The sequence below is a fragment of the Lentzea waywayandensis genome, from assembly GCF_900115955.1.
GTDB classification, from domain to species: domain Bacteria; phylum Actinomycetota; class Actinomycetes; order Mycobacteriales; family Pseudonocardiaceae; genus Lentzea; species Lentzea waywayandensis.
Genome location: NZ_FOYL01000027.1, coordinates 19,679 through 39,788, shown reverse-complemented (window position 1 = coordinate 39,788; position 20,110 = coordinate 19,679). Strand labels below are relative to the sequence as shown.

Annotated in this window: 2 protein-coding genes; one reads left to right on the top strand and one right to left on the bottom strand. The window is 67.0% G+C overall.

The window, feature by feature from the left end; translation table 11 throughout:
- Positions 1-494: 494 nt before the first annotated feature.
- Complete coding sequence (locus tag BM417_RS48380) at positions 495-1,112, bottom strand: hypothetical protein (RefSeq protein WP_093606445.1); 618 nt, start codon at positions 1,110-1,112, stop codon at positions 495-497.
- Between the two features lie 469 nt (positions 1,113-1,581).
- On the opposite strand from BM417_RS48380, the gene BM417_RS48375 reads away from it, so the two are divergent.
- Positions 1,582-20,046, top strand: a complete 18,465-nt coding sequence (locus BM417_RS48375) for a hypothetical protein (RefSeq protein ID WP_093606444.1) — start codon at positions 1,582-1,584, stop codon at positions 20,044-20,046.
- Positions 20,047-20,110 lie beyond the last annotated feature (64 nt).

Below are 20,110 nucleotides of genomic sequence, written 5' to 3'. Positions count from 1 at the left end.
CAGCAGTTCACGGCGTGGGTGGCGCGTGCTCTGCAGATCGTGGTGCATGCGGGTTCGACGTTCCTGGGCAAGACGGTCGACGACATCACGGTGAGCGTGGTGACGGTCGGTATCGCGAAGATCGTCAAGGAGATGGTGCGGCAGGCGTTGGACGAGGGCCTGGAGGATTTCCGTGACGACGCGATCGTCCAGCTGTGGCAGAAGGCCGAGAGCGACAAGGCGTGGGATTGGGACGACACGCTGAAGTCGTTCGGTTATGGGGCGGCGGCGGGTGCGTTCGCGGGGTTCCTGGGCGGGAACGTGGCGATCTTCAAGCCGGCGTGGGCCGGGAAGTGGATGACGGCCGCGGCCATCGAGGGTGCTACCGAGGTGTTCGTGGGTGCGATCACGATTCCGGCCGGGGGTGATCCCGGGGACATTTGGAAGGGGATGGTCAACGGGCTCATCTCCGGTGGTGGCATGACCGCGCTGCAGAACTGGAAGAACGAACGGGATCAGAAGAAGTTCAAGCAGGACGCGCTGAACAGGCCCGGCGAGATCGACGTTGCCGGGTATGAGCCGGGAAGCGGGATGCCGAACCTGGGCGCGGAAGGCTCACCTTCCACCCACTCGGGGTCCGGGTCGCAGTCGAACTCCGGGTCGAACTCGGGGTCTGGCAATGGAACGAACTCCGGGCCGAACTCTGGAACGAATGCCGGGTCGAACTCGGGTTCCAGCTCAGGCACGAGTGCCGGGTCGAACTTGGGTACGAGCACGGGGCAGAACGGCGCGCCTCCGCTGGGGTCGTCGGTGCAGGGCGGTCCGCCGCCCATCAGTCTGGAAGGCAGCGGCAGCAACGGTGTCGACACCGACACCGGCACCGGCACCGGCACCGGCACCGGCGTCGGTAGTGACAGCGGCTCCAACGGCTCAACGAGCACGTCTGGTTCTTCGAGCAACACGCCAGGCGACACCGGCAACAACACCGGCACGAACCAGACGAACACGTCTGCGCCGAACAGCTCGTCGTCGACCAACACGCCGAACTCGTCCGTGAACGTGCCTCCGGCGTCGACGAACGCGCCGAACCTGACCGGTGAGCACGGCACGTCGGCTGCGACGTTGCAGTCCACTGTGGATCTGTCGTCGGGGACGCCGGTGGCGGAGTCGCGGGCGGAGGGACAGACGGAAGGTCATCTTCCTCCGCCTCCCGTCGCGCCGGCACCGGCCGGCTTGCCGACGTCTGGTCCGGGCGCGACTCTGTCGGCTGCAACCCCGGCTGGCTTGCCGACGTCTGGTCCGGGCGCGACTCTGTCGGCTGCAACCCCGGCTGGCTTGCCGACGTCTGGTCCGGGCGCGACTCCGTCGGCTGCAACCCCGGTGAGTACTCTCTCTCCGGCATCCACGACGTCTGGGACGGCGACCGCGGGCGATGCGGCCGGGAACACTTCCTCTCGTGCGACGCCCTCGCCTGCTACTGCTCCGCAGAACTCGCCGATGTCGACCTCGGGTCCGCAGGTGCGGTCAGGGGCCGGTCCGACGGAGAGCGAGTTGGCCCCGCTTCCTGTGGCATCTGAGCAGACAGCGGCGCACGAGGTCCTTGTGCCCGCGGTCGTCACCGGACCCGAGCTCGCGAGCACGTGGTCCGGAGACGCCGAGACGGGCGTTGAGCCGGGCGCGGACGGCGCCACGGAGCTGACGTCCGCAGAGAAGGAGGCCGGCCAGGCCACAGGCGAGAACGGCGAGCAGCCCGCCGACGGCAAGGGCAAGGGCAGAAACCGGGAAGACATCGCCCGTGCGAACGCGGTCGTCGGCAAGCAGACGAGTGCCGTCGAAAAAGCGCTGCTCACCGAAGCGGAGCAAAGGCTGGTCGAGGCGGGGTTGCCGCCGCTGTTGCCTTACCGGGGCGCGGACAAGTCACGCAACGACGCGATCCTCGAACGCGAAGAGAACCGCGTGCTCATCGCGTACGAGCTGCACAAGGCACGCCTCGACGTCGATCCCTATACACCAATCGACTACACCGCAGTCGACAACCTGGTCGCCGAACTGTCGCGCGACGCCCCGAGGTGGACACGGACGATGCCGCTCGGTGGGGGCCCCGCCCTCGACCCGTCGGCCGCGAGTTCATCGAGCCTGGGGGCGAACAAGATCGGCCACAACTCGAGCGACGACACCGAGAACGACACAGACGACGGCGTCAGCGACACGATGGAGGATGGAAAAGACAGCGTCGGACTTGAAGGAATGCCGAACCTGCCACAGGCGGAGCGCGAACTCGGCGCCGTGCGGCTGTCGCAGGAGTTGCAGGGCACGCCGGCCGCTGTCCCGATGGCCGCAGTGGACTCCGCCGGGAACGACTTCGCTTTCGCTCTCGACGATGTGGTGCACACGGTGTTCGCAGGGGGTCTGTCTCTGCACGAGGCCGAGCCGTCCACCCTCGCGGCGGAGTGGGCGTCGAGCCCTCATGCCACAAAGGTCGTCGTGGCGCCGAAATCCGCTGGTTCGGAGTCATTGCTGCAGGCTGCGTTGGACCGCGGCAAGGTGAAGATCAAGGATGCCTCGTGGAAGGCGGACCAGAAGGCCGGCCGTGCGTTCATCCTGGCGGGCAGCGGTAACACGTCGCACTTCATGATCCTGCTCAAGGACGGGAAGCAGGGGTGGATCACGCCGGCCATGCTCGTTGAGTTCGTTCGGCGGAGCGGAGCCCTCCCGGCGGCGGCCCCGCCACCGAGGTCCCTGATCGTGACCGCGGGTAGGTCCGGGCTCTTGCAGGGCGCCGGTGGTGCTGGGTTCGAACTGCAGAGAGAGTGGTCGCGAGTCATCGGCGAGGTGAACGTCCACGCACCCGTCGCGACGCCTCTGATGTTCAGACGGCGCAAGGACGGCGTGGTACTTGCCGTTCTTCCCATGGCCGGCGTGCTTCAGACGTTCACGGCGAAGTCCAAGGGGGACCTGGACGCCGGTCTCGCGAAATCCGCGCCCTACCACGGTTACGACGACAAGTTCGCGCCGCATCATTTCAGCCTCGATGACATCGACGTGCGGCATGTGCTCCAGCCGGGGACAGACCGTCCTATCGGGACGGTGTTCGACTCCGTCGGGCAACGCTTCCAAGCGGACATCTACTTGCCCTTACCGCATGGCGTTACCCGCTCCGTGACCAAGCCGACTTCTGCCAGCGGCACAACTGAAGATCACGAGGAACCTTTCAAGGACATCTATCCGCAGATGCACAAGTTGGTGATCCACGCGTCCGCGCTGATGGGGACTCTCACGCACTTCCAGAAAGGCAGGCTGAGCGTGCCGGGCGAGGTCTTGGCGCGTATCACCGAGGACCTGCACTTCATGGTGACCGGCAGGGCTCTCACGGATCGCTTCGGCGGCGTGCTGCTCATGGCGTGCAGTGCGGCCGCACTGTCAGAGCCTGGTGGAGTCGCGTTCGACGTGTTCCGGGAGTTGAAGAAGCAGAAGGGGCGATTCCTCGTCACGGGCTCGACCACGGTCCTGAATCCCGGTGTCGAGAACGGTGTGCGCACGTTGACCATCCATGACGGCGGCGAATGGCGGAGCTTGGGCGAACTCGGCGAGATCGACACGTCGACGAGGCCACTGTCGGTAGCCGACGAGCCTGCAGGGCAGGGCGACGCCCTGCCCGATGTGCGAGCGTCATCCAAGGAACGCAAGTGGTTCCGTGCCAACTACGCGGCCTACACAGCGGACTTGGCAGAGATCAAGGTCATGGGTCTCGACGATTCCATGCGTGACATGGCGAAGGAGGATCTCGTTGCGGTGGCGGCGTACGTCCGCAGGGATCTGTTCCGGACACAGGTCGACAACGCGACACATCAGGACGTAGTGGGGCAGACCAAGGAAGGACGCTTCCATCAGGCGTTCGTCTCTGGCTTCAACCAACTCGGCACGCACGAGGGGACAGTTGTCCGGCGGTTGGCCATTTCGGGCGAACAGGAGTTGGCACGGTTCATCGCCGGATATGTGCCGGGCACCACCGTTGTCGAAACCGGGTTCACCAGCGCCTCCCTCGGCCCGGTCCACGGAGGCAATGTCGATGTGGTGATCCACTCCAAGAACGGCAGGCTCGCTACCCCGCTGACATCCGCGCAGTCCGCGCGTGCGGTGCTGTTCCGGCCGGGCACGGAGTTCGTCGTTCTCGACCGCTCGTTCTCCGAGGACAGCGGGTCGTGGACGATCACGCTTGCCGAGCCGGGCGCCGTGGTGCCAGACGCGTCTGTTCCCGTGACCGCCAAGGTTTCGCCGTTGGCGACCTTGGCCGAGGGGCCGCTGGGCTTGGCGCGCAAGCAGGAGCCGGTCGAACTTGAGGCCGAAGACAACCTGCAGCCGGATCCTCGACCAGAGCCGAGCAAGGGCACGGGGCGCGCTGGGACTCGCGTCGAGACCGATGCGCCGCCGCTGCCTCCCTCGCCGCTGTCCGCTCCGCTCGATGTACTCGCGGAGCCTGGTCAAGGCGACCTGCGACTTTCCCCGTACGCCTCGGCACAGGAGTTGCTCGCTGATCTGCAGGCGGCGGTCGTGACCACCCAGCCGCGTCCAGTGCCGCCCGCGGAGGTCACCTACCTGTGGACGTCGGAGGTCCCGATCATCGGGCCCGACGTGTTCGGTATTCGGAACGCACCTGAAGCACCCTCCTTCCTCGCCGGTCACGACTACTCCGCGTTGGACGGCGCGGCTTCGGTCGAGTTCCTGCGGGCGTTGGACATGGCAGCCGGTGTGTTGCCGTCAGGTTCTGACCTGGCTCCCGAGCGGTTCGCGAACGCCGATCCCATGCTGTCGGTGGTGTTCGAACCGTCACCCGAGGCACGAGAGAGCTGGGGCGTCGAGGAGGATCTGCCGCCGCTGCCCGAAAAGCTGGACTTCTCGCGCACCATGCACTCGGTCTGGCTGGGTGGCCCCCTGCGTGACTCGGGCTCGATGCACACTTTCCGCGAGAACTTCGGCGACGCTGCCAGGCGCAACGCAGACCGGGTCCAGGCGGTGCTGTGGACGGACGTGCCGAGGCAGGTGTTCGTCGACGCCGCAGCGGGAAAGCAAGGCTTCGACGGCCTGATCTCCTACGACGACGTCCGGTCGATGGCGCGCTGGGCACAGGACAACAGCATCGTCGTGGTGAACGTGGGCGAGGTGTTCAACAGCTCGTCGCCGATGCGCCTGCAGGAGTTCTTCGCGGTCGAGATGGACAAGCAGACTGGGCCTGGGTACGCCGCCGCGAGTGACATTCTGCGGCTGGAGATCCTGCGGCGCTTCGGTGGTCTGTACTCCGACGGCGACAACCGGATCGGGGAAGTGCCGGACGAGGCGAGCTTCCTCAGGTCCCAGGTCGCTTTCGAATTACCTACTGGAGACTGGATCAACAGTGCGTTCGCGATGCCCAAGGGGCATCCGTTCTTGGATCTCTACCTCGACATGATCCAGAACGCGTACCGCATGACTGACGACACCATGAGCCGGTACGGAGCGAAGGACCACGCCGGCGATCAGGAGACCATCGGCACCGCGACGCGGCGGAACTCCGTAATAGCCAGGACCGGGCTGAATCTGCTCTCGATGGTCGCCGAAGACACCGGCCTCAATTCCAACGTCTGGCGTGTGCCGCGTATCGACTACATCGAGGTCGGTTCCGACACCAGCTGGATCGGGGCCCAGCCGCGTCCGATGCCGGAGGCCGTGACGCGCGCGGTGACGCTCGACCTCACCAAGCGGGTCGTGCAGACCCTCGTACGGGACCTGACCAAGCGCCAGGGCGATCTGAACCTGGCCGGCGTGGCTGACGCCGTGATGGCGCATCCTCAGCCGGGGATGGTCTGGAACGCGGCTGTCGAGTTCATCGCGTCCGTGCCCGAGTTCGCCGCCAAGGTCACGACGGTGACCGACGGCTGGTACGCCAGGGAGATCCTCGGCCGCAAGCCCGAGCGCTACGGCGGTCACCAGGACTTCTTCGTCGAACTGCCGGACCGCGCGAAGGCGTTCATCGACAGCGACCCGGCGGGCCGTGTGTTCGAGTACGGGAAATACCGGGCACCGGGCGCGCTGCGCACGCGCGAAGAGGTCGGCGACAAAGGCTTGGACGGGTCAACTGACGCGACAGTGGCCCGGCGGTACACGCCCCTTGCCGGCTCCGGTCCTGACTCAGACCGTGACAGGTCGAACCTTGCTGTGCCAGGCGACGCCCCAGCAGCACAGGACGTTGATACCGGCGCGGGCAACGGGTACGACCCGCGGGGCGGGTTCCGGACTGCTTCGCCGGAGCCATACAGCGACAACGACGTTGACGCAGTGCCGCAGCCGCTGTCCTCGTCCGGACTGCCCGGCCATCCGGCGATGCCCGAGACCGAGTCCGTCCTCGACCACACCCTTGCCGTCGCGGGCTGGCTCGACACCCTGCTGGAACGGTGGGGCGGAACGGTTCCGGACGCGCCCCGTGTCAATGCCGCGAAGCTGAGCGACGTCGTGCCCGAACGCAAGTGGTGGCGGCACTACATCGATCCCCGCGACCACGCCGGAGCGCTCGAAGGGAACCCGGTCAACCCCGGCGGCCGCTACGACGGTGAGGCCTCGCCCGGTTTCCAGCGGGGGATGGTGGCGGCGTTCACGGAGGTGCTGGACGACTCGGCGCGCATTGCCGAACCGGTCGGCTGGTCGGAGTATCAGCGGATGTACGGGCTGGCGACCACGCACGTCAAGGCGCGCGCGGTGAACGACGGCTACTTCGAGGTTGTCGGCAGGGACGTGTTCCGCGACTTCTACCTGGGGGCCGAGCATCCGGCCGCCGACCTGTTCAACGACGAGCTGCTGGGCCGGCCGTTGGTGAACACGATGGATCCGGAGCTCGCGGGTGACGAGGAACGCGGCCACGTGTTCCTCAGTGGCGGGTTTTCCGGCTCTACCTGGGAGTTCCTCCGTTCCTATGACGCCGGCGAGGCAGCCGGACTGGTGACGGCGGCGTTCGAGGCCTACTACACGGAACTGGGCGAGGCGACCACCGACCACGACCGGCTACGGGCGATCGGGCGGCTCGTTCGCGCCCTGCACGTCCTGCACGTGTTCGGGGACGGCAACGGAAGGCTGAACATCTACCTGCTGCTGCCGAGGTTGTTGCTGACCAACGGTTTCCCGCCGGTCGCCGTGCCGTCGGCGTCGATGTTGTTCTCGGGTGGCTTCACCGTGGACCAGATCGCGGCAGCGTTGCGCTGGGGCATGGACCAGGAGCTCGACGTCGAGGGCGGTGCTGAGGTCGTGCCGGAGTTCGCTCCGGACTCCTCGATCGTCGCGGACGATCTTGACCACGTCGAGGACGGTTTTCGCGGTACCACCGCGGACCGGCACCAGTTCAAAAGCGCCTTCGGCGACTACGAGCGCTACGCGCAGGACGTCCGGGAGGCCCAGAAGGAGAAAGGACACCTGGCGGAGGTTCCGGAGGAGGACCTGGTCGCGGTCCTGGCGTTCGCGAACGGAGAACTGGACGTCGAACCGGACACCGTGCACAGCACGCTCACGTCCGGTCTGAACCAGCTGCCGTCTCACCACGGTGCCGTCGCGTGGGTGGCGCATGTGCCCGGCGAGCAGTTGGCCGCCATCGCCGCCCGGTACGAGCCCGGCTCCGTTGTGCATGAGAAGACGTTCATCAAGGCCACGAAGGTCCTGCAGCCGGTAGGCGACGAGAACGTTGCTTTCACCGTCCACTCCGCGACCGGACGTGACCTCTCGGACCTGTCCGCGCTGTCGGATCCGTTTGCGGTCGTGTTCGCACCCGGATCCCGTTTCAAGGTCGTCACCCGCCGGTTCCAGCCGGACGAACCGCTCGACGGTGGCGGCATGTGGTTTTTCGGCCTGGTCGAGCAGACCGGCGAGCAGTCAGTGCCCGCGCCGGTCGTGACCGAGTCCGACGCCATCGCCGGCGCAATGGTGCTGGCTGACAACGTGGGACTCGTCGACCTGCTGACGGTGACAGGGCCCCACCGCGAGGTGATGGAGTTCACGCTGCACTCCGTCATCCACTCCGTGGTGGAACGGATGACTCTCGACAGCCTCGCCGACGCTACCGCCTTCTCCGCTGCGTTCTCCGTCGCGTTCGAGGTCGCCGAGCGGAACGGGCTCGTGGACCTCGTGCTCGGTCACGATCTTGACGCCGAGGTGCTCGGCGGCGCGCTGTTCGATGTCGTGGACAACCTCGCGGGTGTGCCAGCGGACGAGGTCGGAGCCAGAGTCGCTCAGCTCGCGGACGATGTGGCACGCCTCGGCGAGGAATCCCCACAGGCCGAAGACCTCGCCGAGGCCGAGCCATCCGAAGCCGAGTTCCCCGAGACTGAGGTGCGCACGCCCAAGGGAATCCTCGTGTCGCCCGAACGGATCAAGGAGCTGCGCGACAGCTACAAATGGGAGCGGCCCAGGCTGGACGAGAAGCCGTTCGACGAGCGCGCGCGCCTGATCGCCGAGGCGGCCGACGTCGTGGCCGAGTTCGTGGCGTTGCCGAAGTTCGACGTCACGGCCTACGAGTCCGCCGACCACGGGTACAAGGCCCTGTACGGCCTGGTGGTCCACTCCGTCGCGGCCAAGATCTCGGTGCTGTACGCGGAGGGGAAGACAGACGTCGCCCACGAGGTCGCACTCCTCGCCGACAACATCGCGCGGATGCTCGGCATCCGGCTGACCTCCAGCGCGATGCCGCGTGGCGGTGCACCAAGGGCCGGGATGAGCACCTTGCCGCCCGGAAGCGGTTCTCGGGCGCGGGCGAACAGTCTCGAGCCTGCCAGCGGTCCAAGAGTGCGGACGAACACCATGCCGGCGAGCACGTCCGCGCCGGCCTCGAGCACCGGCTCGGTCGAGGTCGTGTTCGACTCCGGCGTGACGCGGTTGCGCGATCAGCCCGCCGACCAAAGCCGGGTCGAGAACCTCGCGCGGGCTGTGGCCGCCGCCGCGCTTCGTGCGGGCCGGGAGGGCCGTCCGCTTCCGCAGGTCTCATTCACCGGGTATTTCGTGGCGGACAGCGCCGGGACGGACGCGATGCGTGACCGGTACCAGCAGGTCAGGCGGGTGTTCGGCAAGGCACTCGCGGCCGCTCTGGGTGACCGGAAGAAGCACGGAATCGGGATCAAGGACATCGCCTTCCGCGATCTCGTCGGACGTCCCAGTGGCACCTCGAGGCCCCGTCGCGCGGTACGCATCGACGTTGAGGAGGAGCCGGAAGCCACCACCCGGCCGACGGCGGTCATGCACCCGTGGAGCGACAAGGCGTGGGACCTGGCCCAGATCGAATACGCCCACCGCGCGGCCGAGTTCGAGCGAAACCTCGCCAAGGTGGTGTTTTCCCTGCCGGAGGTCAACAGGGAGCTTGCTCGGATCGTCAAGGTGATCTGGGACGAAACCCCGAACGATCTTCGGCCAAAGCTGGGCGGCGGCAAGGCCGGTGCCATCGGTTGGTTCCCCGGCACGCTGGAGGACGTGCGGGGTGTCGTCGAGAACGGCAATGTGCGCGAGCGAGTTTTTCTCATCCGTAGGAGAGTTAAGCTGTGGCAGGAGTTTGGAAACATCTCGGTTCGTTATCCGGGGCACCGGCAAATTCATGATGATCGCAATCATTCGCGTCGTTACAAGGATTACTGGACTGCGCTAAATGATGCTGCTCTTTCTGGCTGGCAAAGGCGCTTGGAGCTGGACAGGATTGGAAAGGAGGACGTTTTCGATCGTGAAATTTTGCACGTTTCGGACCTTGGAGTGCCGTTAAGCCTGCGAGAGAACAGGGCGTTGTTGAACGATGGGACCATAGGTTGGTACCAAGCGCGTCTTGGTAAGCCGTTGAGATTGAGCTCGCTGTTCGTTCACGACGGGCAGCGGACCGGCGCGATCATGTGGACCGGCCCCTCGGGGAGCACTCATTTCATCGCTCAGATCCTTGAACAGGTGGCATCGGCGATGCAGGTCGATTTCAACTTCGAGCTGGTTCGCTTGGCGATGCTCGCTGTGTTCTACCAAGGTGGTGGGCACAGCTTTCATGAGGTGATGCTCGGTTTCAAGCAAGCCCGTCCGGAGCTTGAGTACCATGACAACTGGGGTCGTTACCGCACCCTGGCGCCGTTGTCGGAGCGCTTCTTGCGCCGCAACGTCGCCGTGGGAGGGAAATTCCCTGACGAGCACGCGATCGAGATGTTGGACTGGGCACAGCTGGGCGCGGCCATCTCGCGACCGGGCGTTGCTCGGCTGACCGGGGTCGATCAGTACGGCGACCAGCACTCATTCACCTCGGAACAGGTCGAGTTCGTGCCGCTGACGAACGCTGACCAGATTGCGCTGGGCGTGTCGCTCGTCGACCACGACATGCTGCGGGAGGTGGCGGCCTGGGCGACTTCCGAGGGCGCGTGGCGCACGATTCGGGTCGGCTGGGGGACGACGCCGGAGCAGCAGGGTGACTGGGAGGACGTCCCGGCACCGTGGGCCTACGAGTCGTTGGCCAGGACCCGGCCGTTCGTCATCGACGCCCGTGCCTTCGACGGGCGCCTGTGGCTCTCCACGCCCGGCGGTGGTCGCCAGGTTTCGGTCACGTTCGACACCGTCGCGAGAGCAGTGCTCGCCTCGAAGGCGTTCCGCCAGGCTTTGGTCGGCTCGAGCACGCCACTCGGCTCGATCGTCCTCCTGGCCGATTGGAAATTCGCGAACAACGCGAAGTCCAGCCTTGCCGCTGCTCTCGGCCGGGCCCTCCTCAAGGAGGGCTATTCGCTGACCGTCTACGTGCCGACCATGGGCATCACGGTATCGTCTGCCAGCGTTCCGATCGGAACGCTGCCACCCTCCACCATCTTGCGCGACGGTGGCTCGTGGGTGACGGACGGAAGCCGCAGCGACCTCGGGCGCGTGGTGGACGAACTGCTTCAACCCGGCCATTCTCCCGTGCCCGCGCACCTCGCTCGCGTGGTCGAGGCGACGCGCGACGCGGTGAACGAGCTCGTGGACGGTCTCAACAGCAGCGGACGTGGCAACCTCGATCTGACCGTCGTCCGCTTCGACTCCAGCGAAGACCCGCGAACAGTGGCCTTCATCTGGACAGCGGCGATGAGCTACCTCGCGTACAACGACATCGCGGTCAGCGCGGTTCGCTCGGTGACCGACGCCGTGAAGACCACTTCGGGATGGGTGGTCGTCCGCCTGCCCGAGGCGGCGCGGGCGTGGATCGCGGTGACCGGCAAGGGCACCTGGAGCCGTGACCAGGCCGGTCGTGCCGTTTCGGTCGTGCGCCCTGGCCGCCTTCTCCCACCTGGTTCGACCGCACCACAGACCGATCTCGCACAGTTCCACGTCGACGCACATCAGACCTCGTTCCAAGATGAGGTAGTCGTGCCATCGGCCGGCTTGAAGGAACTCGCGAGATGGTGGGTGGAGGCGACGGCTGAACTCGGACTGGAGGGCCACGGCCCGCCGATCGCCTCGATCGAGGCTCACGCCTTCAGCCAGCTGGGCGGGCAGTTCATCCGCCTCGGCGCGCACGTGGCCAGGGCAATGGCCGGCAACCTCCGTGGCTACCTGATCGAAATGGTGCGGCAGGAGGCCGCGCTGTTCGGGCCGAACTTCCCCGTGCCGTTCGCCGACGGGCCGGAGATCGTTCCTATGTCGGGCGTGAACGGTGCTGAGCTCTACCCTGGTGTGCAGGCCAGGCCATCGGCGACCATCACCACGAGCGTCCTCGACGGCACGCGGTACCCGATCACGAAGCAGGCAGCCGTCCGGCGATGGAAGCCGAGGCTCATCGACGCCAAGAACAACGTCGACGCGTTGTCGGACTCGAAGCGCGACTTCGTTCTGGGCATTGCGAGCGACATCATGAGGTCCCGGCACGAGCCGCCACCCTCGCGGCTCGACCTGTCGTACGAAGCGGACGAGTACCGCAAGTTGTACGAGCACATGCGCTACATCGTGGCCAATGCGTTGCGTATCGCGGCGGCGAGGGGCGACACCCTGGACATGGGCCGCGAGCGGGCGCGGACGATCTCCGAGGAGTTGAGCCAGGCGTTCGGCACTCGCCGCAGGCCCGGCGGGTTCGGCGCTGAACAGGCGAACCGCCCGACCGCACAACGCCCGCACACCCTCGCCCTGGCGCCGATGCCGACGCTGACCGAGGTCGACGAGTCGTTGCCGGACGACGACGAGGCGACACCCGCGACTCCAGCTCCTCCGCACGTGGACAGGTCGGCCGAACTCGACAGGTACAGGTCCAAGGCGCCGGTGAACGCGGTGAGCCTGGAATCACCGCGCGGCCCGGTGGCCTTCGACGTGCGACGGATCGAGGTCGAGCAGGGGGTGTGGGTCCGCGAGGTCACGCTCAACTTGTATACGATCTTCGAGGAGAATCTGAAGCAGGAGGAGCGCGACGAGTTCTGGCGTGCGATGCAGCGCGGTGTCGAGAGCACGTTCAACCGAGGCCTGGTACTGCCCTCGTCCGGTGACCACCTGCGCGTGCAGGTGGTCAAGGCCGCACACGACTGGACCTTTCACATCGAGGTCGACGTCTACAGCGGAGAACTCGACCGCAGCCCAGAGGAACTCGCTCAGGGCATCGCCGACATGCTCGGCGCGTTCGACCCGGACGCCGCCACGACCGTGACGGACCTGCAGCTGTCGTTGCTGGAGGCCAACTCGTCTCCTGATGGGCTACTGGGCCTGGCACACACCGACCTGCCCGGCCCGGCCTCCGGGCAGTGGTTGTCCGGAGTGGACCGAGAAGGCCGGCGGCGGGTGTTCACGAGCAACCAGGTGTTCAAGAACCTGGTGACGCGCGACGGCAGTGCCATCGGTGCGCTCTTCACCGGCATGCCTGGGCTGCCGAACTGGGTGTCGAGGCGTGACCGGGCCGCGGCATTGTTCCTGATGGACGCCACCAACACCCGTCGGATGCCCGTTCAGCTGCCGGGTCTCGACGGCGACACCACCAGGGTTATGGGGTTCCACGGCTTCAACACCGTGGGCGAGCTTTGGGTCGCCGCGATCGGTGCCGTCACCGTCGAGCCATCGACCTGGGTCGAGGTCGCCGAGGACTCCGGGGTGCTCGACGGCGCTCCAGACGACAGCCTGGTCTTTCTGGCGTCCTGCTCGATCTCCGGGCTCCCCGAGGATCATGGATTCATGCACATGGTGCAGCGGTTGTTCACAGACCGCGGCCGAAAGGTGCGCCTCGCCGGAGGGTCCCAGGACATCTTGGTGCACGAGGACCACGAAACGGACGGAACGCTCTACGTGCTCGACGGCGGGCACGTGAACGTTGCCGACCCGACCACCGAGTCGGGGGATGACGCGGTGGTGGCCGAGCTCGTGGCCGCGGCGCTGTCGGACTGGAAGTACGCGCCGAAGGGAACGGGACCGGCGGCCGGAGGGAAAACCAGGCTTGCCGACCGCGCTCTGACGCTGACGCTGGTCAAGGGCATCGTGGAGTACCTCCTCCACACGGTGGAGACGAGGGACGGCGACCTCGATCTGGCGAAGGCCTATCTGCGAGCGGAAGCGCACGAACGGCCCGACCTGGTGCTGGCCGTGGTGCTGGCCGTCATCGCGGAGGACTCGAGGTCCGACGAGGTCCGGACGCTGACGAACCGCAAGAAGAACAGTTCGAAGGACGGGTCGTGGACGAAGGTGCCGCTGAACGCTCTGGCGCGGTCGCGCTTCACGGTCACGGGCAAGTCCGTGTGGGATCACCTGACGGGGGAGGTGCGCAGGCCGGTCACACTGGTGCCGCTGGGCGAGTCGGCGCCGCGGCGGACGGGCGAGGTCCCCGCGCCCGCGCCGCTCGAAGTCCACTTCGACGCGTCGACCAACCTGGTGGAGGAGCACGCGTCACACGACGACTTCGCGCGCACGACGGCGGAGATCGCCATCGAGAACGCGGAGGACGGGATCGCCCCGCCCACCACTGAGATCATCGGCCGTGCGTCGGCGGGCGTTGCCGACGGGGACGAGGGCGATGTCCTCACCACGGCCACCGAGCGCGCGAAGCAGACGAGGGATCACCTGCGCCACTTGGTCGGCCGGCAGCTCCAGTCGTTGTCCGCTGATGACGAGATCGCGCTGTCGCCGGACCTGATCGTGACGGACGATGTGTCGGGCACGGTCCTTCCGGATTCGACCGCTCCCGCACCGGCCGCGACGGCCACCGTGACCCTGACGCTTCCGCCGGTGACGTCGACTCCGGGGCGTTCCCTCGTTCAACCGCAGGTGAGCGCGGTACCGACCGACGTAAGGGCTGGAACCCTGAGCGCCGAGGCCGTGCCGGTCGTCGACGCCGAGACCGATAGTCATGACATAAAGTCGCCGAAGCGCATGGTCCTCGACGACGAGAGCTGGCGCCACAGCACGGCGAGCACCGCCGACTGGATGGAGCCGGACCAGCCCCTGCACCGCGACCTGTGGGAGCACCTGCGCGACAAGGCCACGCCCGCGGTCATCCGGACGGCCCCGTTCTCGGTCTCCGACCAGTCCGTGATCGTGCCGGGCAATGAGCCCGGTGCCCGGCCGAAGATCGTGCTCGGCCCGGCCTTCCGGGAGACCGAGGCCGCCTTCGAGCTCAGACGCATGGAGGTCGCACCCAGCCGGTGGGTGAAGGAGTTCACCGTCAAGGTGTTCCTGCAAATGCCCGAGGACGCGGATGCCTCGCGAGTCGAGGGGCTGAAGAACGCGATGGACCGTGGCGTGAACTGGTTCTACAACCAGGGCTACCGCCTGCCGTCCGGCGATCAGCTGCACGTGCGGGTCGAGTTCGTCGACTCGGCGGACGAGGCGACCCTGAACGTCGCCGTCCACCCCGACGGCGAGCCGAGCAGCCAGCACTCCTTCGGCCTGAGCGACATCGACACCACGCTCGCGCACGAGATCGGCCACACGTTGAGCCTGTACGACGCGTACCGGTTCACCGCGCTCTTCCAGAACGCGAAGAAGGACGCGGTCCACCGGGGGCGTGACGGACGGGTCCTCGGCCCGGTGCTCAGCCGGCAGGTCAGCGACCGGGGTCTGATGTCGGACGGCCTGTACCGCCCCGACGCGCAGCTGGTGCCGCGGGAGGCCTGGCTGCTTGAGCACGCTGTGCTGGCGGGACCGGCGCTCGTCGAGAGCGGGCAACCGGCCTCGTTGGTGCGCGACACCACCTACGTGGTGCTCCACGGCGACACCCCGGCCGCGGTAACGCCGTCGCTGTACGACCGGGCGGACGCCGGAGACACCGACGCGATCACCGCCCTGGCGGGGCAGGGGCATCGCGCCTCGTTCGACGCGTTGGTCGGGCTCGCTGCGGCCGACGACCCCGTCGCGCACCACGCACTCGTGGAACTCGCGGGCTCAGACCAGGTGCACGCGCTCGCCGCACTGGTGCGCATCGGGAACGTCGACGTCCACCCGGAACTGGGCGGCCGAAAGGCGATCGAGGCGCTCACCGACCTGGTCGATGTGCCGGCGCGGCCGCACCAGGTTGCGAAGTCGTTGCTCCGGGAACTGGCGGGGGAAGGCCAGCCGGCCGCGATCGAGGCGCTGGTGCGGACCAAGGACGCGGCCGGCCTCGGAGAGGCGCTGCGGAAGGGTCACGAGTCGGCGTACGAGGGCATCACCCGCCTCGCGGCCGACGGCGACCAGGCGGCCGTCGACCTGGTGGCGGACCGGGGCGACCTGGGCGCGCTCGTGGCAGCGGTCGTGGCGGGCAGCATCCCGGCCCGCACGGTGCTTGACGACATCGCCGTGAACGGCGACGTGACCACGTTGGCAGATCTTGCCGAGCAGGGTGACATGGACGCCGCGCGGGACTTGGCGGTCATCGGGAACGCCGAAGGGCTGAGGGTGCTCGCTCCGGCCGCGTACGAGGCTCTGGGACCGCTGGTGTCGCGGGCCGACATGGGTGTGCGCCAGTCCGTACTGCGGGAGGTGGTCCGGGACGTCGCGACGAGGCAGCAACGAGAGGGAGCCGACTCCGCCGTGCGGCGAGCGGCAGACCTGGCCGAGGCGCACAATCTGCTGGAACTGTGCGGCGTCACAGGCCTGCTGATGGCCCGCTTCGCCGATGACCCCGAGGTGGACCGTGCGCTGTTCGGCGTGATGTCGTCCGTGGCGGGCACGGACGAGAAGGCGTCCGAGCGAGCCGGGCGGATCTTGCAGGCGTTCGAGCTGCTCGACGAGTCCGGGCACCTGGAGGTCGGGGCCGTGCCCGTGGCGCGGTTCGTGCAGGTGTTCACCGGGATCGCGGCGCGGCTCGCCTCGGTCGCCGTGAACGACCTGGTCGTGATGCCACCCGTCGACGAGGCCGGCACCTCCGTTCCGGCGTCGTCCGTCGGCACCGCTCCCACGAACGGTGCGCCCGAGCCGGTTTTCGGACAGCTCGTGCAGAGCCAGCCGTCCGGTGCCGCGACGAACAAGTCCCCGCATCCCAGCACCGTTGCCAGGGCCAACTGGAGGGCTGCGGGCTCACTCGTTCGGGGTTACGTCTACTCGAATGCGACCAACCCGCCCGAGCTGAGTGCCGCCCACGTCGCGAATGTCCTCTTCATGGGGCTGGATCTCTCCGAAGGCGGGCAATGGCTGGGCGACGTCCGCGTGCCGGCGAGCGCGGTGCAGCGCCGGCCGTGGTACCTCGACGGCCTGCTGACCCGCCTGGATCTGTTCCCCCAGCATTCGACGGAGAAGTGGCAGCTGTCCTCCTGGCTGGGTGTGAACACGCCGACGGATGTACACCTCGAGGAGGTGAGGTCCTCTGGGCGCAGAGCGCGGACGCTCACCCACTACCTCAGCACGTGGTCCGAGGTGGTCGTGGTAGGTGTGCTGACTCATGACCACAGGGCTCTCGTCGACGTGCCAGGGCGGGGGTACCTCCTCGTGGACGGGCACGCGCTCGCGCATCTGCTCAAGTTCTTCGGAGCTCTTGACGGCCACCAGGACGGATCGAAGATCTTCCTGGCGACGATCGTGCACTCGGGAATGGCGCAGCAAGAACTGCTGGCGGAGTCCCTCCAGACGAGCTTGGCGGAACTCGGATACGACCGCCGTGTGGCGGTCGGCACGATGCCGGTGCCGAAAGACGCGAAGTTTCCGTTCGTGCCGGACGGCGGCCACCTGCGAATCTTCGGTGCTGTCGACACGGAGCTTCTGGTGGGTGAGCTTGCCGCCGCGTACAAGACCGCGTGGAGGTACCGGCCGACGACGCGCGGCACGGGAGCGGCGGTCTCGCTGGATGACCGCGCAGAGGTTTTGGCGTTGATGACGAGCGCCGGTGAGAAGGCGAGGGGCCTCACGGCTGCCGAACGTGTGCTCGCGGTCTTCCGCGAACTGCGCCGCAAGACGAGCTCGGACATTGCGGAAGTGCTGGTGTTCGCGTTCGCGCGCGCGATGTTCGACGTGCGCCACAAGAGGGACCTGTGGTCGCTGGCTTCGGCGAAGGTCGGTGTGGGGGACTTCGACGAGGTGCGGCACCTTGCACGGAAGACGACTGTCGGGCGGAGAGGCGGCCGGATCTTCTACGACGTCGTCCGAATCGAGGTCTATCCCGGCATCTGGATGCGTGAAGCGCAGCTCAGGATCAGGCTCGACGTCGCGCCGAACGTAACGCCGGAGCAGCGAGCGGCGTTGTGGCGCAACCTCGTCATCGGTGTTGATCAGGCATACGGCTTCACCGACAGGTTGCCTCACAGCGGTGACTGGTTCCGGGTACAGGTGCTCCTCGTGGACTCGTTGGATCAGGACGCCCACGTCACGGTGCGCTTCGGTTCGGCGGCGGAGTCGAAGACCTCGTGGAAGGTCGGCTCAACCCCCAGCGTTCTGAGCGCCCACATCGCCGACTTGCTCGGTGGCCCGGACCTGCTGTCGATCGAACAGCTCGCACCCTTCGAGGCACTGGAGGCCACGCCCTACTCGCGGCTACTGGAGGAGACCCCCTGGAACCGGCCCCTGGTCCAGGGCAAGGACGCTGCCGGCCGCGTGCGGTGGTTCACTGTCGCCGATGTCCAGCCGACGTCGCTGACTTCCGGCGACACCAGCCGTGGCCTCGTCTTCCCGTCTCAGATCGGCACCTGGTCGCCCGAGGTGCTCAATGCGCTGGCCGAGTTCGGTGTCGGGGACGTCCAGTTGGTCGAGATGGGCACCAGGCGCACCATGGCGGCGGGCCCGCAGACGAACGGGTTCTACCCGTTGATCGTGATCGCGGACGAGAAGGCCGCAGTCGTGACCGTCGAGTCGATCGGTGACGTGTGGATTGATGCGACCGTGTTCGGGATGCTCGTCGCCGAACACCTGAAGGGCGGTGCCCGCTCCCAGTCGATGTTGCTGATCACGCCTTTCGCCGCAGTGCCGCCCCAGGACGACAGCTTCGTCGTCAACTTCGGCCAGGTTCTGCGCTCGAACCACGAGCTGGACGTCCACGAAGTGGCAGCGGCGACCCACGGGCTCGACGTCGTGCTCGACCAGCGGGGTGCTCCTCGCCTGATGGTGCCCGGTGGTGGCCATCTCAACGTCTTCCCGAGGAACCATCAAGCCGACGTGGCTGAGCTTCAGCGAGCGCTCGACTCGGACTGGATCTACGCGCCGTCAGGGCCGAAGCCGGTCGGCGTGCTGTCGACCACCGCCGACCGCGGCGCCACGATCGCGTTGATCAAGGGTTTGGTCGAAAGCGTTAGCTTTCAGGTGACGAGCCAACGCGGAGTGCTGAATTTGGCAGGGCTGCATGAAGTGGCGGGGCAGCAACACGAGAACGCGGACGACGTCGTCAAGGAGGTGTTGCGGAAAATTGCGATCGCCCATCCCAGATTGCGCGACCAGATCACCACGGTGGTGACCGCGATGAAGCTGACAGTGAGACGCGAGTACAGCTGGGAGCCGGACGACTCGTTCAACGAACGGTTCACGTTGACCGGCAAGTCTCACTGGGACAGTAAGAACGGCTTGGCCTACGCGCCGGTGCGGATGAACGCGCCTGGTCTGCGTCCACAGGTGGTGTGGGACCTCAGCTCACTGAAAGCGGTCATCTACCTCGACCCGAATTCCTCGAAAAAGGACGCCTGGAGGTCCCACACGATCCTGAACCACAATGACCTCGACCGGATGGCGCACAAGATCGCGCAGCTCGTGGTGGAGACTGGCGGCTCGGGCCATCCATCGCCCGTGCTTCACCTCACCAGCTATGCCCGCATTGCGCGGTCATTCGGTTCGGGAGCGGAAAAGGAAGCGGAAAAGGAAAAGGATGCGGAGGCCAAGGCGTGGTTCCGCGCCGTGCGCACCCTGGGCGAACTGCGCGCGGCCATCCTCAGCCACATGTATTCGGTCGGAAGGCCGGAAACGCTCGCGGCCGACTGGTCCTTTCCAGGGATCGCCGCCGCCCAGATCACCCCAGTCGCACTGCCGAGGGATACCGCCCGGGCGTCGGCGGCTCGCGTGGAGATCACGATCGTCGAGAGCGAAACGCTCGTGCGCGGGCACCGCCAACGCGGCGACGTGGCAGGCCTGCTAAGGCTCAGCAGTGCCGGCGTGGGACTAGCGCGGGATGCATTGGTCGAGCTGGCTATCGGCGGAAACACCGAAGCGCTGCGTGCCATCCTGGCTCACCCAACGAGCCACATTGATGCGCTTGCGAAGCTGGTGTCCGCGGGTATCACCGAGGCACGAGATGTGCTGTACGAGCGTGCTCGAAGAGGGAACACATACGCCATCGACCAACTGATCCGTACATCGGACGTCGAGGGCCTGGCTCAGGCTGGCACTGTGGCTGCACTCAAAGAGTTGGAGCGCCTGGCGATCAGGGGGGACGAGCGGGTGGTAGACGCCTTAGCCGTCAGGGGTGACGTGCCCACGCTCGCCAGGCTGGCGGAGAAGAACGTCGTCGCGGCGCGCACGGCACTCGTGGAACTGGCGAAAGCCAACAACGAGGACGCCCTCGCCGCGCTCGAACGCATGGAGGACGTCGCCGGGCTGGTGGCTGCCGTGCGGGCCCGCGCCGCGTCCGCCAGCGTCCATCTGACCACGCTTGCAGGCAACGGCAATTCCGATGCGCTCGCCGCGATGCTGGCCATCTGGGGACCGGGACCGTGACACCGACGGGCCACCGGAGTTCGCAGGTTGTAGCTTCCGCACCAGGGGATCGACGATAAGGATG